Source organism: Kutzneria sp. NPDC052558 (genome assembly GCF_044547355.1).
Classification (GTDB): domain Bacteria; phylum Actinomycetota; class Actinomycetes; order Mycobacteriales; family Pseudonocardiaceae; genus Kutzneria.
This window is the reverse complement of the sequence record NZ_JBIUAG010000003.1, coordinates 279,772-292,793: the sequence shown is the minus strand read 5'-3', so window position 1 is coordinate 292,793 and position 13,022 is coordinate 279,772. Positions and strand designations below refer to the sequence as shown.

At 67.7% G+C, this 13,022-nt stretch carries 15 protein-coding genes and 1 tRNA gene; 7 read left to right on the top strand and 9 right to left on the bottom strand.

What is annotated here, in order from left to right; genetic code table 11:
- Nucleotides 1–24 precede the first annotated feature (24 nt).
- Nucleotides 25–2,490: a lamin tail domain-containing protein gene (locus tag ACIG5F_RS07865; protein WP_396516665.1), complete on the bottom strand. Its 2,466-nt coding sequence runs from the start codon at nt 2,488–2,490 to the stop codon at nt 25–27.
- 218 nt (nt 2,491–2,708) lie between these two features.
- On the opposite strand from ACIG5F_RS07865, the gene ACIG5F_RS07860 reads away from it, so the two are divergent.
- The 3 genes from ACIG5F_RS07860 (at nt 2,709) to ACIG5F_RS07850 (ending at nt 5,681) form a co-directional block, all read left to right on the top strand.
- Nucleotides 2,709–3,149 (top strand): hypothetical protein, encoded by a 441-nt coding sequence (locus tag ACIG5F_RS07860; protein WP_396516664.1) that lies wholly within the window; start codon nt 2,709–2,711, stop codon nt 3,147–3,149.
- A gap of 196 nt (nt 3,150–3,345) precedes the next feature.
- On the top strand, nt 3,346–3,777 hold the full coding sequence (locus tag ACIG5F_RS07855; RefSeq protein WP_396516663.1) for a hypothetical protein: 432 nt from the start codon (nt 3,346–3,348) through the stop codon (nt 3,775–3,777).
- Nucleotides 3,778–4,271: 494 nt separating this feature from the next.
- A complete protein-coding gene (locus ACIG5F_RS07850) occupies nt 4,272–5,681 on the top strand; it encodes a HEPN domain-containing protein (protein WP_396516662.1) in 1,410 nt (469 codons plus the stop codon).
- Nucleotides 5,682–5,727: 46 nt separating this feature from the next.
- On the opposite strand, the gene ACIG5F_RS07845 is transcribed toward ACIG5F_RS07850, so the two are convergent.
- Both ACIG5F_RS07845 and ACIG5F_RS07840 read right to left on the bottom strand, forming a co-directional pair.
- Complete coding sequence (locus ACIG5F_RS07845) at nt 5,728–6,294, bottom strand: class IV adenylate cyclase (RefSeq protein ID WP_396516661.1); 567 nt, start codon at nt 6,292–6,294, stop codon at nt 5,728–5,730.
- Between the two features lie 13 nt (nt 6,295–6,307).
- Nucleotides 6,308–7,141, bottom strand: a complete 834-nt coding sequence (locus ACIG5F_RS07840) for an XRE family transcriptional regulator (RefSeq protein ID WP_396516660.1) — start codon at nt 7,139–7,141, stop codon at nt 6,308–6,310.
- Between the two features lie 78 nt (nt 7,142–7,219).
- On the opposite strand from ACIG5F_RS07840, the gene ACIG5F_RS07835 reads away from it, so the two are divergent.
- Entirely contained in the window at nt 7,220–7,432 is a 213-nt protein-coding gene (locus ACIG5F_RS07835) for a hypothetical protein (RefSeq protein WP_396516659.1), read from the top strand.
- A 12-nt stretch (nt 7,433–7,444) separates the two neighbouring features.
- Here the strand turns inward: ACIG5F_RS07835 and ACIG5F_RS07830 are convergent, their stop codons facing one another.
- Together ACIG5F_RS07830 and ACIG5F_RS07825 are read right to left on the bottom strand one after the other, a co-directional pair.
- A complete protein-coding gene (locus tag ACIG5F_RS07830) occupies nt 7,445–8,170 on the bottom strand; it encodes an NAD(P)-dependent oxidoreductase (protein ID WP_396516658.1) in 726 nt (241 codons plus the stop codon).
- Between the two features lie 213 nt (nt 8,171–8,383).
- A complete protein-coding gene (locus tag ACIG5F_RS07825) occupies nt 8,384–8,629 on the bottom strand; it encodes a hypothetical protein (RefSeq protein WP_396516899.1) in 246 nt (81 codons plus the stop codon).
- Between ACIG5F_RS07825 and ACIG5F_RS07820 the strand changes: the two genes are divergently transcribed.
- A complete protein-coding gene (locus ACIG5F_RS07820; protein WP_396516884.1) occupies nt 8,552–8,872 on the top strand; it encodes a tyrosine-type recombinase/integrase in 321 nt (106 codons plus the stop codon). The two genes, ACIG5F_RS07825 and ACIG5F_RS07820, sit on opposite strands and share 78 nt — an antisense overlap.
- A 65-nt stretch (nt 8,873–8,937) precedes the next feature.
- On the opposite strand, the gene ACIG5F_RS07815 is transcribed toward ACIG5F_RS07820, so the two are convergent.
- From ACIG5F_RS07815 to ACIG5F_RS07805, 3 genes are all read right to left on the bottom strand, one after another.
- Nucleotides 8,938–9,022 (bottom strand) — tRNA-Ser (locus ACIG5F_RS07815).
- Nucleotides 9,023–9,054: 32 nt separating this feature from the next.
- The gene (locus ACIG5F_RS07810; protein WP_396516657.1) at nt 9,055–9,516 is read right to left on the bottom strand and encodes a nucleoside deaminase; all 462 of its coding nucleotides are present in this window, start codon (nt 9,514–9,516) and stop codon (nt 9,055–9,057) included.
- Nucleotides 9,503–9,991, bottom strand: a complete 489-nt coding sequence (locus ACIG5F_RS07805) for a tRNA adenosine deaminase-associated protein (protein WP_396516656.1) — start codon at nt 9,989–9,991, stop codon at nt 9,503–9,505. Before ACIG5F_RS07805 ends, ACIG5F_RS07810 begins: the two co-directional genes overlap by 14 nt.
- Before the next feature lie 102 nt (nt 9,992–10,093).
- On the opposite strand from ACIG5F_RS07805, the gene ACIG5F_RS07800 reads away from it, so the two are divergent.
- Entirely contained in the window at nt 10,094–11,332 is a 1,239-nt protein-coding gene (locus tag ACIG5F_RS07800; RefSeq protein WP_396516655.1) for a M20 family metallopeptidase, read from the top strand.
- A 40-nt stretch (nt 11,333–11,372) separates the two neighbouring features.
- Complete coding sequence (locus tag ACIG5F_RS07795; protein WP_396516654.1) at nt 11,373–12,350, top strand: prephenate dehydrogenase; 978 nt, start codon at nt 11,373–11,375, stop codon at nt 12,348–12,350.
- Here the strand turns inward: ACIG5F_RS07795 and ACIG5F_RS07790 are convergent, their stop codons facing one another.
- The gene (locus ACIG5F_RS07790) at nt 12,351–12,983 is read right to left on the bottom strand and encodes a putative glycolipid-binding domain-containing protein (RefSeq protein WP_396516653.1); all 633 of its coding nucleotides are present in this window, start codon (nt 12,981–12,983) and stop codon (nt 12,351–12,353) included. It abuts the gene before it with no gap.
- Nucleotides 12,984–13,022: the final 39 nt, after the last annotated feature.

The following is a 13,022-nucleotide window of genomic DNA, read 5'->3' as shown; positions in this document are numbered from 1 at the left end:
AGGAAGGGCCCCTTCACAGCGGTGCTACTTGGCCGGCGGCGCGAAGCAGTGCGCCAGGTCGAGCAGCTGGTCCAGCAGCTCGTTGCCGGTGCTCGGCCGGAACCGGACCACCTGCGGGTCGTGGTCGCTGGCCTGGTCGGCGAACTCGGCGTTGACGTGCACGACGTCGTACTCCACGCCCCGCGGCGCGGTGCTGACCAGCAGGTGGTCGAGCACCTCGGAGTTGCCCTGGTAGACGTAGCTGTAGCGCTGGTCGGCCGGCAGCTCGTTCACCAGGTCACGCAGCGTGCCGCCGGCGGTGAGGGTGGCCACCGTCGGCGAGAACTGCATGTCGTTGAAGTCGCCCGGGATCACGATGTTGGCCTTCTTGTTCACGGCCAGGATCTGGTCGACGAACGCCCGCAGCGCCGCGGTCTGCTGCGCCCGCTGCACCTCCGAGCTGCGGCTCGGCGGCTGGTTGCGGCCCACGTCCGGCTGGTCGCCGAGCTTGGACACCAGGTGGTTGCCGATCACGATGACCTCGCGGCCCTGGAAGCGGAACTCGGCCGCCAGCGGCTTGCGGCTGGCGTTCCAGGCCGGGTTGGTCGGGTCGACGCGGCCCGGCGAGACCGAGAGCTCGGCCTGCCCGTGGTTGTCGACGATCGTCGTCGCGGTCGTCGCGTCGCCGCCCGGCCGGGACACCAGCGACACCCGCTTGGCGTTGTAGAAGAAGGCGATCCGGATGTTGCCACCCGGCTGGCCGCCGTCGGCGTCGTTGGTCGGGTCGATCTCCGTCCACTTGTACTGCGGGCCGCCCGCGGCCACCACGGCGTCGGCGAACTTCTGCAGCGTCTGGTCGGCCGCGACCACGCCGTTGTCGGTGGCGCCGGAGTTGTCCTGGATCTCCTCCAGCGACACGATGTCCGGCGCGGCCAGGTTGTGCACCAGGTTGCCGGCCAGCCGGTCGAACTTGGCCTGCGGGTCGGTCGGGGCCAGGTTCTCCACGTTGTAGGTGGCCACCGCCAGCTCGTCCACGGTCTGCTTGGCCGTGGTCTCCGGCGTGATGCCGCCGGAGACGAGGCCGCCCAGCTGGGTCGCCTGGATCACGTAGCCGCCGAACTGGGTGTAGTCCAGCGGACCCGCGGTCGCGCCGGTGAGCTTGTCGCCCACGTTGGCCTTGGGGAAGGGCGTCTGGGCGAACGGGATCAGCGACTGCACCTCGAGCCGGCCCGAATTGTTGTCGTCGTAGCCCAGGTAGACCGTGCCGCCGCGGACGCTCGGGTTCTGCGCCGGCTTCGTCGTCACGTACAGCTCGTTGTACTTGTCGGTCGGGCCGACCACGCGGGCGTCGTCTACCTCGACCCGCATGCCCTCACGGGACTCGAAGAAGTCCAGCGCGTACGAGTCCGGCTGCAGCTGGAGGTTCTCGATGTTGCCGCCGGTCGGGGCGAAGGCCGTGGGCACCGTGTCCGGGTGCAGGACCTCGGCCGGCGGCAGCGGGTTGCCGCTGGACACCACCGTGACCGTCGCCGAGCCCAGCTCGGTGTTGGACTGGTACAGCGAGCTCGCGCCGGACTCGTCCGGGTAGAACTCCGAGACCTTGCCCGAGACCTTGATCGAGTCGCCCGGCTGGACGGTGATCTTGGCCGAGCCGGTGTAGACGAAGATGCCCTCGCTGGTGCGCGGGTCGCTGTCCGGGTTCGGGTCCTGGAAGAAGAAGCCCTGGCTGCTGCCGAAGGCTCGCACGCCCGTCACGATGCCCGGCACGTCGACCACCTGCTTGCCGACCAGCGGCGAGAGGCGGGTCGTGCCCTGGATGTCGTGGATGCGGGCCGGCACCCCGGTCGGCGGGGTCGTGCCGCCGCCGGTCGTCTCGCCCTTGCTGTTGGTCGGGGCGGGCGCGGCGGCGGCGAAGTCCTTGGAGTTGTCGTCGGTGTCGCCCGCCGTGCGAGTCACCGCCGTCGTGTTGCTCGGGGCCGGGGCGCTCGCGCCCTCGACCACCACCGCGCCGCCGAAGCCCACCAGGTCGTGCACCCTCGGGTCGGCCGCGCAGTCCGCCGCGGTCAGGCAGGTCAACGGATCCGTGCCGCTGACCAGGGCCACCGTGCCGGTCGTGGCCGACATGTTGACGGCGCCCGTGGCGTCCGGAGTCGGCAGCGCCGTCGTGCCGCCCGTGCCCTTGGCCTCGCCCACCAGGTACTTCGCGCCCGGGGCGATGCTGCCGGTCAACGCCGTCGTCTGCCAGGTGCTAGTCGGCTTCGGCGCCCCCGGCAGGTACTGCACACTCCAGCCGTCCACCGACACCGCCGCCGCGGCCCGGTTGGCCAGCTCGATGTAGTCGGAGGTCAGGGTGGCGCCGGCGTTGCCGCCGCCCCCGTACACCTCGGCGATCACGGCGTCCGCGCTCGGCGCGGCCGACGCCGGGGCCGCCGTCACGACCAGGCCGGCCGACAACAGCGCGGTCACCGCCGTGCCGGCCATGGCTCTGCGGCGGTGTGGAGATGGGGTCACCCTCGTCCTCCTAGCTCAGTGGTCGGGGCATCCTCCCCCGGTTGAGTGAACGACGGGAGGCTTTTGCGCAACGGTTACCTGGTAGTACGAAGGGCGGTGGGCCGTTTACCCCGTACGGCCCGTATGTCCGCCATCACCTTCGCCTCCGGAACCCTCGGCCCCGTCGCCCCCTCCTATGCGATGGCGGCGGCGCTCGCCGCCGAAGGGGGGCTTCGGCCATGAAGTGGTGTCTTGTTGCTTCGTTGCTCGGCGCGGCCTCGGCCATCGCCGTTCTCGTGCTGTCCCTGATGTTCGGCCCGGCCCTGCCGATCAGCCCGTTGGCAGCGGGCTCAGCCATCGCGCCCGCCGTCGTGATCGGCGCCTTGGCGCTGCGCGGGACCATCAACGACCGGACCTACCGCGTGCTGCACCGCTTTTCCCCAGCGGCCAAGCGTTTGGCCCTGCTCCACGTCCTGCTCGCGTTGGCCGGCTTTGGTGTGATCCTCAGGTTCAGCGTCGAACTACCGCAGCACCGCGCTGCCGTCACCGCGGCCGAGCAGTACGCCACCCTCGTCGACCCGCTCCGCCTCACCACCGGCATCGCGCTGCTCGTCTACGCCGCCCTCGGCTTGCTGCTCTTGCTGCGAATGCACTACCGGCCGCCAGTAGTCCACCGCTGACGGCATCGATCGCGCTTTGTGGCCCCCGCCGTTCGATGGCAGATCCGGCGGTCTGAGAGCGGGTTTCTGAAGTCGTGGGGCGACAACCCGAACTGGTGATGCTGCTTCACGCACGAGTGGCGACCGGCGCGTAACTCCGTTTGGTCTGGGCAGGGTTGAGGCACTGATCACGACGACCGAAAGGGAACTGTCTCCGATGCGTCTGCCGACTGCGTTCCTGGCCACCGCCAGCGCCGTTGCCCTGGTCTTCACGATGTCCGGCACCGCGTTCGCGGCGGACGGCGAGTTCACCTCTCGCTACCTCGACGAGGAGGGGGACATCCAGATTGGTTCTTTGATCGATCCGCCCAGCGGTCAGTGCATCGAGATCCCCGAAGTCGCCGACCTCGAGGACACCTATGCCTTCCGCCCGCGCAACGACACCAAGTCCCGTTTTTGGTGGTGTTCAAGAACAGCGAGTGCGAAGGTGACGCCCACTTCAGCCTCAAGCCGAACGGTGGACACGGCTCGGACAAGCTCCTGCTGCGCTCGGTGGTCTTCAGCTAGGCCAGCGTCGTTCGAGGTGAGCAACCTCGTGACCGAACGATGGTCACCATGCCGCGATGCCCGGGACAGCCGGCGGCCATGACCGTGATCGTGAGGTCGAGGAACTTCACCGCTGTAGGACGAAACGTCAGAGCCCCGGTTGCCATGATCGGCAACCGGGGCTCTGACCTGCGGTGGCGGTGGGATTTGAACCCACGGAGGGTTGCCCCTCACACGCTTTCGAGGTCTGCGAACCGCCGTCCGGCACAGTTCCTCTGGGTCCACATCGATGCTACGCAGCAGGTCAGCGCATGTGCTCGACCCCCCGAACGAGGACGTACTTGACCGGACACCAGGTAAGTGAGACGACAACTGAGACGGAGTACCGACCGCCGCGAGGGTCTCGCACCCTGACTTTGACCATTGGTGCGGCAGCGATGCCCACCTAGCGCCGCCAACCGGTTCGTGTCGTCGCAGGAGGCGAGCCAACATCGCGACAAGACCGGCGCAGCGTCGACACGACGACGGAGGTGCAGATGGCTAGTACGCTGGACAGAATCGATCGCCGATGAGGTGTCCCAGGGCGAAGGGGACGATGTGGACCCGTTTGAAACACAAGGTTCATGGTGGGTGCCAGGCAAGAAACGTCACCACCACGCGACCGGGAAATTTAAATACTCGCCAGACGAGGGCGGAACGTTAAACGTTTTCGGAAAACGCCTAGAAGCATCCGATTCGCTGCATGTACCAGCACTTTTTGGAGATACCGAGCGCGGTCCGGCCACACTTTTCGGATGCAACTTCAAGGGCGCAGCAGGCCGCCCTGAAAGCCGACATTTTTCACAAGATTTCACCGTGGATCTCATCGTTCTCGGTTGTCACACCGACATTGACTTCGCAGTTAATCACGCATCCGTGCAGGTTGAAAACCTTGACCGATGGGCGAGTATAGGAAAGCTGGATCTCCTAGGCGAAGACGTTCGCAAACTCCTTCCAAACGCCGGATTTGGCGTTTACTTTCAGCACGAACCCGACATGTGGGCAACCCTGGGAAATGGCGACAAGGTTCTACTTAGCGCCCTGGACTCTTTTTTCTTCGGCCGAAACAACGCAACCGTTGCGGTGAAGTACCAGTTCGATATTACATTTGCCCAAGCTAAACGTATTAGCGAAATACGCGAAGACTACATAGTTCCGCTTATTGACCTACTTACCGTCTTCACAGACACACCGTCAAGCCTTCAAAGTTTGACAGTGTCACCTCCCGCAGGAAAAAGGTCTGCGCTGCACGGTCCAAGATTTCAGCCATTGGACATCGGCTTCCAGATCAACCGGAACGAGTCGTCTCGTCAAATCGCAAGCGAATCCCTGTATCCCGTAAAGTTTAGTGAATTCTCTTTCAGGCAACAGTTGCCCCTATGGTTCGAGCTGGCACAGAAGCTCAAGGGCGTCCACGGCCTCACCTTCGGACTTCGCTACGCCGATAATATGTCAGCCGAGAACCGCTATCTAAACTCCACAACAGCCGCCGAAGCTCTCCATAGAGCCACATTTGAATCAGTCAGGGCAAAAATTGACCTAAAGAATGACGCCACAAGGACTTGGATTTCCCAGTTTCCAGCCGAGGAGCAGGCTCTCATTAAAACTAGGCTGAACCAGTACATCAACGATCCAAGTCTAGGCGACCGTCTACACGGATTGATCAAGAAGGCTGGCGTCGCCTTCGATACGCTCGTTCCCGACCCTACAGAGTGGGTCAAGCTCGTCAAACAAGTTCGAAACGATTTGACACACCAGGAGGGAACGCCCAAGGTGCGGGTCACTTCTGAGGAAATGTACTGGTTGGCCGAATCAATCGCACAGCTTGTCACGATCTGCATCCTGGTTGACCTAGGCTATGCGCCAACCGCAATTGATACGCAGATCGTGCGGTCACATAGGGTGCAGGCGCTTATACGACAGATGGCTAGACAATTTTCAAAATCTGCACCAACCGAGTCTGGTTGAGTGACTCAGGCCAACACGGTTGCAGTGACTCACTGGCAGAGCCAGGTCAAAGACCACGCCTGGCCGCCACCGCTCCGGTGTAGGTCTCCGTCGTCAGCTCCCCGTCGGTGATACCCAGTTCGTCCAACACCCGCCGAACCACTCTCGAGCCGCCAGCTACGTCATCGTCAGCGGTTAGCGTCTCGATTTCGACGAACGTCTCGCCACCCAGCTCCGGCACCTCGACCATCGTGGCCAACAGGTTCCGACCGTGGGCGGTGAACCGGAAGTTGGCGCAGTGCTTCTCGAACGCAATCAACTCGACCAGGCCCAGCGCATTGAGCAAGGGAGCGACTGCGGCCGGGTCCCCAATGGACGTCTCGTGCTCCGGTTTCGAGTCGCTCGCGATATCAACCGCCGGCTCTTTGAACGTCAGCAGCGACCGTACGTCGCCGGCGGGTCGGGCGACCGTCCGCAGCCTCACCTCGTAGCCGGCCGCAGTGAGCCGACGGTCCGGGAAGTCGAAGTAGCGATCGGCATAGACGGAGTGCTCGGCGGGCGTTCGCTCGGCAAGCCTTTGCCGGACGTGGTCCGGGTGGAGTAGTCGTGCCTTGAGTTCCGCCTCGACCGCCATGGTCGCCTCCTGGTCAGACCACGCGCCGCGCTGTGCGGCGCAACTCGTCACTGAACCTACGGAAGCCGCGGTGCAGTGCGCCATGCGGCGATCCGGCGATTCGGTACATCGGGGAGGTGTAGCCCTCGTGGGTCTCGCCGAACGCGGACACGAAGAGCGTGTTGTCCAGACCGATGACCCGCCAGGTCGGCAGCAGCGCGTAGGTGTGTGCCTCGACGTGGACGTCGTCGCCGGCGAGCTCGCGGAGCCGCTCGATGGACATGTGAATGCCGCCGCTGAACGTCGTGTAGGACTCGCCGATCTCGGCCGCCCGACTGTGGGCCGCCTCGCAGTCGGGATCGAGCAGAAGGACCCGGACAGACGGCGACGACTTGCGCACACTGGGCCGGAGCACGGAGTCGTTCATGCCGAGGATGCCCAGCCCGCGCACGGCCAGCACGTCAACGACTGCCGCCTTGGCGGCAAGGTCGCGAATCTCAGGCAGGGCGGCCGACTGGGACGGGTAGACGGCAATGAGTTCGGCGCGGCCAGAGGCGCTGAGGTGATCGAGCCCAGCGGGGTCTTGCGGCGCAAGTCCGAGCAACATCCGAGCGTCGTCGGGCATCTGGAAGCCGTCCGCAATGCGCTCGAACAAGTCCAGTGTGGTGACCTTGCGGGCACCGCTGATGATCTCGCTCACTCGCCCTTGGAGTAGGCCTGTGGCGCTGGCGATCCGGGTTTGACTGGCACCGCTGTACTGCTGCACCACCTTGAACAGGGCAGCCATGTCGCGAGCGCGAAGAGCGTCACGGACTTCGGGGCGCTGCCATGCCCAATCGGGGACTGCCACGCCCTTCGGATCGGTCATCCACACAGGGCTACATCTCATAGTGAGATACCCATCTCGGTATGGGCTAGAGCGCGGTCAGTAACCGAAAGTTGTGACATGACGGCCAGCCAGCAGCCGACCCAGCAGCAGGAACGTGCAGCCCGCGCGCTGACGCACTTCCACTTCTGCCTTGGCTTCCTGACGGTTGGTGACGTGTCGGGAGCGAACGACTACCTCAAAGACGTCCAGGCTCGGGATGGCCAGCTGATGTACCAGACGGTCTGCGACATGATCGCTGTCCACACGCGCATCCCCCGTCTGGAGCCGTGAGCCAGGCCAGCCCTAGCGAGCCTGAGCGTTAGGTGGCGTTTCCCCCCTTGCCAGTGCTGCAACCTGCTTAGCAGCCACCTCGTAGCAGAGGCGATTGGTGCCCGGAACGGTTCGAGCACCGTGCGGGCTCACGATCACGCCTGGGCACGTCCACAGTGGATGGTCTTCCGGAAGCGGCTCGGGCTCGGTGACGTCGAGAGCAGCGCGCAGGCGCTGGGCGGTCAGCTCGGTGACCAAGGCGTCGGTGTCGACCACGCGGCCACGCCCAGCGTTGACCACCAGTGCGCCGTCCGGCATCGCGGCCAGGATCTTGGCGTCGACCAGGCCGTCTGTCTCCGGGGTGAGCGGGCAGATGACGACCACGATGTCGTGCTCGGCGACCAGGTCCGGAAGTTCGTCAACACCATGAACGCCAGCCCGGGCGGTCCGGCCGACCATGGTGGCGGTCGCGCCGAACGGCGGGAGCAGGCGGGCGACCGCGGTTCCGATCGCGCCGGCCCCGAGCACGAGCACGCGCTTGCCGCTCAACGTGTCGAAGTCGGTGCCGGGGCGACGGTGCGCCCAGGTGTGCTGGTCCTGGTAGCGGATGAGCGCAGGCCAGCGCCGGTAGGTGGTCAAGATCGCGGAGAGGATCCACTCGCTGACCGGGGCGGCATGGGCGCCGCGAGCGTTGGCCAGCATCGCGCCAGAGAGAACGTGCGGACTCCACTCGTCGATCCCGGCGCTGAGCAGCTGCACGAGCCGGAGGTTCGTGCAGCTGCTTGACCAGCGGGATTGGACGCTCGCTGCCCCGGTAAGGCGGGATGAAGACCTCGGCGCTGCGCTGCTGGTCGGACAGGTCGGCGGCGGTCGGGTCGTAGGTGACGACTTCGACGCCAGGCACCTGTCCGAGCAGGTGAACGCCGACCTGGTCGTCCACCTCTGCGCTCACCAGCACGCGCAACGTGGTACTCATGCCGTCACGGTAGCGAGCAGCTGCTCAGCCTGTTCCTGCAATGGCCGAGCGTCCGCAGAGTTGTTGACAATCGTGTGTTCGGTCGCTGGCTCGAACGCCAGGTTGAGCCCGGAGAGGTAGCCCTCCCAGTTCGCAAACTTGGCCGTGTCGCGGGCCGCGCCTCGGTGCCTGATGTAGCGCCGCATGGACTCGGCGTCGAGCGCGCCAAGGTGCCGGACCGCCGGCTGCACGACGCCAGGCACACGGCGGCACCGGTGCTGCTCTTGCTCGGTGTCACCGAGCGGACGGTCATGGCCATCATGGGCTGGTCCAACACGGCGATGGCCGCGAGGTACCAACACGTGATCGCCGCTATCCGGAAGGACGTGGCCACCCAGGTCGGCGGGCTGCTCTGGGAGGCCCCAAGAAGCGCAAGAAGGCCAAGAAGCGGAAGACCGACGACCCTCCGGCCGGTACCGAGTCAGCAGCCTGAGCGGACGAACTGAGACTAGAACTGAGACGAAACGTCAGAGCCCCGGTTACCAGGATCGGTAACCGGGGCTCTGACCTGCGGTGGCGGTGGGATTTGAACCCACGGAGGGTTGCCCCTCACACGCTTTCGAGGCGTGCTCCTTCGGCCGCTCGGACACGCCACCGGTAAGAACATTACAGGAGGGGCGCGAGGGACTTACACGCGGGGGCGGCGGGAGGCGAAGAAGGAGTCCATGAGGGCGGCGCAGTCCTGTTCGAGGACGCCGCCGAGGACCTCGGGGCGGTGGTTGAGGCGGCGGTCGCGGACGACGTCCCAGAGGGAGCCGACGGCGCCGGTCTTGGGTTCCCAGGCGCCGAAGACGAGGCGGGAGACGCGGGCGAGGACGAGGGCGCCGGCGCACATGGTGCACGGTTCGACGGTGACGGCGAGGGTGCAGCCTTCGAGGCGCCAGCCGTCGCCGAGGGCGGTGGCGGCGGCGCGGAGGGCGAGGATCTCGGCATGGGCGGTGGGGTCGCCGAGGCGTTCCCGGGCGTTGCAGGCGGAGGCGAGCTCACGGCCGTCGGCGTCGACGACGACGGCGCCGATGGGGATGTCGTCGCCGGCCTCGCGGGCTACCCGGAGGGCGGCCCGGACCAGCTCCTCGTCACTGCTGGACACGGTCGACGACGGCCCCGAACTCGGCGCTGAAGCCGCAGCGCTGGGCGATCATCTGGAGCTGCTCGTCGGGGTAGAGGTCGACCTCGTCGATGATCACCTGGAGCTCGCCCTCGGGCAGCCCCAGGTCGGCGAGGACGCCGAGGTCGCCCTCGGGCCACAGGCCGTCGTCCTCGTCGTCGGGCGGCTCGACGCGCAGCAGGTCCAGCACGTCGGCGGCGATGTCGTAGTCCAGCGCGGCGGCGGCGTCGGACAGCAGCAGGGACACCCCGCCGGGACTGGGCCGCAGCAGCACGAAGAACTCGTCGTCGACGTTGAGCATGCCGAACAGGGCCCCGGTCGACCGGATCTTCCGCAGCGCGGTGATGGCGGCGTCGAGCTCGTTCAGGGTGGCCAGTTCGAGCGAGCTGCAACGCCACTTGCCGTCCTCGCGGACGACGGCGACACCGAAACCACCCACCGGCTCGTGCACCGACATGTGCACACCGTATGCGCCCGGGCCGGTCACCCGGAAGCACTATCCCCCAAGCCGGCCTCACGAAGATCGGCCGGACGGTGGTTACGGTGGGACCATGGCGGGATGACCACTTCAGCGGCACGCCCAGCAACCACCCACTCAGGTGACCCCAGGCTCGCTGGTCTCATCGAGGCCGCCCGCGCGTTGCAGCCACGGACCGTGGCGCTGCGCAGGCAGGTGCACAAGCGCCCTGAGCTGGGCCTGAGGCTGCCCCAGACGCAGGCGGCGGTGCTGCACGCGCTGGAGGGCCTGCCGCTGGAGGTCACCACCGGCAAGTCCACGGACTCGGTGGTCGGGGTGCTGCACGGGGCCCGTCCGGGCCCGACGGTGCTGCTGCGCGCCGACATGGACGCCCTCCCCCTGACGGAGCAGACCGGCTGCGCCTTCGCCTCGGAGGTGCACGGGACGATGCACGCGTGCGGACACGACACGCACGTGGCGATGCTGGCCTCGGCGGCCCGCCTGCTGTGCGCCCGCAAGGAGGCCCTCAACGGGCACGTGGTGTTCATGTTCCAGCCCGGCGAGGAGGGCCACCACGGGGCCAAGCACATGATCGACGAGGGCGTGCTCGGCGCGTCCGGCCTGCTCGCGAACAAGGCGTTCGCCCTGCACATCACCTCGACGGTGCGGTCCGGCGTGATCACCAGCCGGCCGGGCCCGATCATGGCCGCCGCCGACGTGTTCCGGGTCCGGGTGATCGGCCGCGGCGGTCACGCCTCGCAGCCGCACAAGGCGCTGGACCCGGTGCCGGCCGCGGCGGCGATGGTGGGCGCCCTCCAGTCGATGATCACCCGCCGGGTCAACGCCTCCGAGCCGGCCGTGATCACCGTGGCCAAGATCGCCGCCGGCACCACCAGCAACATCATCCCGGAGGTCGCCGAGCTGGAGGGCACCATCCGGACGTTCTCCGAGGCCACCCGCAGCCTCGTGCACACCGAGGCCAAGCGGATCTGCGAGCACACCGCCGCCGCCTACGGCTGCTCGGCGACGTTCCAGATCGAGCGCGGCTACCCGATCACCATGAACGACCCCGAAGTCGCCGCGAACGTGCTCGACCTGGCCAGTTCGGTGCTCGGCTCCCGCTACAGCGAGCCGATGACCGACCCGATGATGGGCGCCGAGGACTTCTCGTACGTGACCAGGCAGGTGCCCGGCACAATGGCCTTCCTGGGCGCCTGCCCGCCGTCGATCGGGCTGGACGAGGCCGCCCCCAACCACTCCAACCGGGTGCTGTTCGACGAGGCCGCGATGGAGCACGGCGTGGCCATGCACGCCGCCTTCGCCCTCGACTCGCTGCGTTAACACCCGGGGTGGTTTCGCCAGGTCGGCCCGTGCCGGCAGGATGGGACCCGTGCTGCCTGTTTGTGTGATCGGGATGGGTCTGATCGGCGGGTCCGTCATGCGCGCCGCGAGCGCGGCCGGCCGGGCGACCTGGGGTGCCACCGCGTCGACAACGGATGCCGAGGCGGCACGGGCCGCCGGCTTCACCGTCGAGGACAGCGTGGACGACGCGCTGCGCCGGGCCGACGAGGAAGACGCCCTCATCGTGCTGGCCGTGCCGCTGACCGCGCTGGCCGAGGTGCTGCGGTCGGTGTCGGCCTACGCGCCGGGCTGTCGGCTCACCGACGTCATCAGCGTCAAAGGCGCGGTGTCGGAGGCCGTACGCAAGATCAACCCGTACGCCCGGTACGTCGGCGGCCATCCGATGGCCGGCACCTCGCGGTCCGGCTGGTCGGCCGGCTCGGCCGAACTGTTCCGGGACGCGGCGTGGGTCGTGACCACCGAGGACGACAGCGACCAGGAGGTGTGGACCGAGGTCGTGCAGCTGGCGCTGGCCTGCGGCGCCCACGTCGTGCCCGCCTCCGCGTCCGCGCACGACGACGCCGTGGCCCGCATCTCCCACCTGCCGCACCTGCTCGCCGCAGTGCTGGCCAGCGTGGGCGCCTCCGGCGGGCCGCTGTCGTTGGCGCTGGCGGCCGGCGCCTTCGGCGACGGCACCCGGGTCGCCGGCAGCCGGCCCGAGCTCGTGCAGGCCATGTGCGAGGGCAACCGGGCCGCGCTGCTCGACGCCGTCGACGACGCCCTCGGCCGTCTCGGCGCTGCCCGCGGCTCGCTCGCCTCCACCGGCGGGCTCGCCGCCACCGTCAACGCCGGGCACCTGGCCCGGCGGGAGCTGGAACAGCACCGCTCCGGCGCCCGGCACGGCGTCAAGGTCGACCTGGAGGCGCGGGACGCCCTGGCCAACCTGCGCGACCTCGGCAACAAGGGCGGCCGGCTGACCTCGCTGGACGGCAGCGTCGCCGTCGTCCAGATGCTCTGATCAGACCCGGCGGGCCAGACCCGGGTAGTCGACGACCAGGCCGTTGGCGTCGACCGTGAGCTCGACGGAGGCGTCGCCACGGTCGAACTCGAGCACGCTGCCGCTCTCGTCCACGGAGACGGTGCGGTAGCGCTCGTGGACGAGGCTGACCGACAGGTCCGGCAGCGACACCCAGACCACCGGCAGCTCGTGCTCGCCGGCCTCGCGGTGCAGGCCGAGGCGGCGCACCGGCAGGGCGTTGAACAGGACGCTGCTCTGCAGGTTGACGTCGAGCGCGCCCTCGAAGTCACGGCGCTCGACGCCGCGGCCCCGGTCGACGATCCACAGGCCGTCCTCGGTGCGGCTGAGCGACATCGTGCGCTCTTCCTCGGCGGTGGTGCTGCGCAGCAGCAGCCGGCTCACCACGCCGTCCTCGCCGACCGACAGCTCGAACGAGGCGTTGTAGGCCTCTCGACCCTCGATGGCCGCCGCGACCACCCGGCCGCTGCCCTTGATCCGGTTCTCGGACAGCACGAGCCGGGCCGACTCGAGGCGGGGACCGGTCAGGCCCTGCCACGTCACCATCACCGGACGGCGGCCGGCACGGGGCGTGCTGTCGGACTGCGCGGGCTCAGTCGCGTTGGGGACGTTCACTGTCCACCTTTCGAGGTCAGGGTCGACAACGGAGCGTAC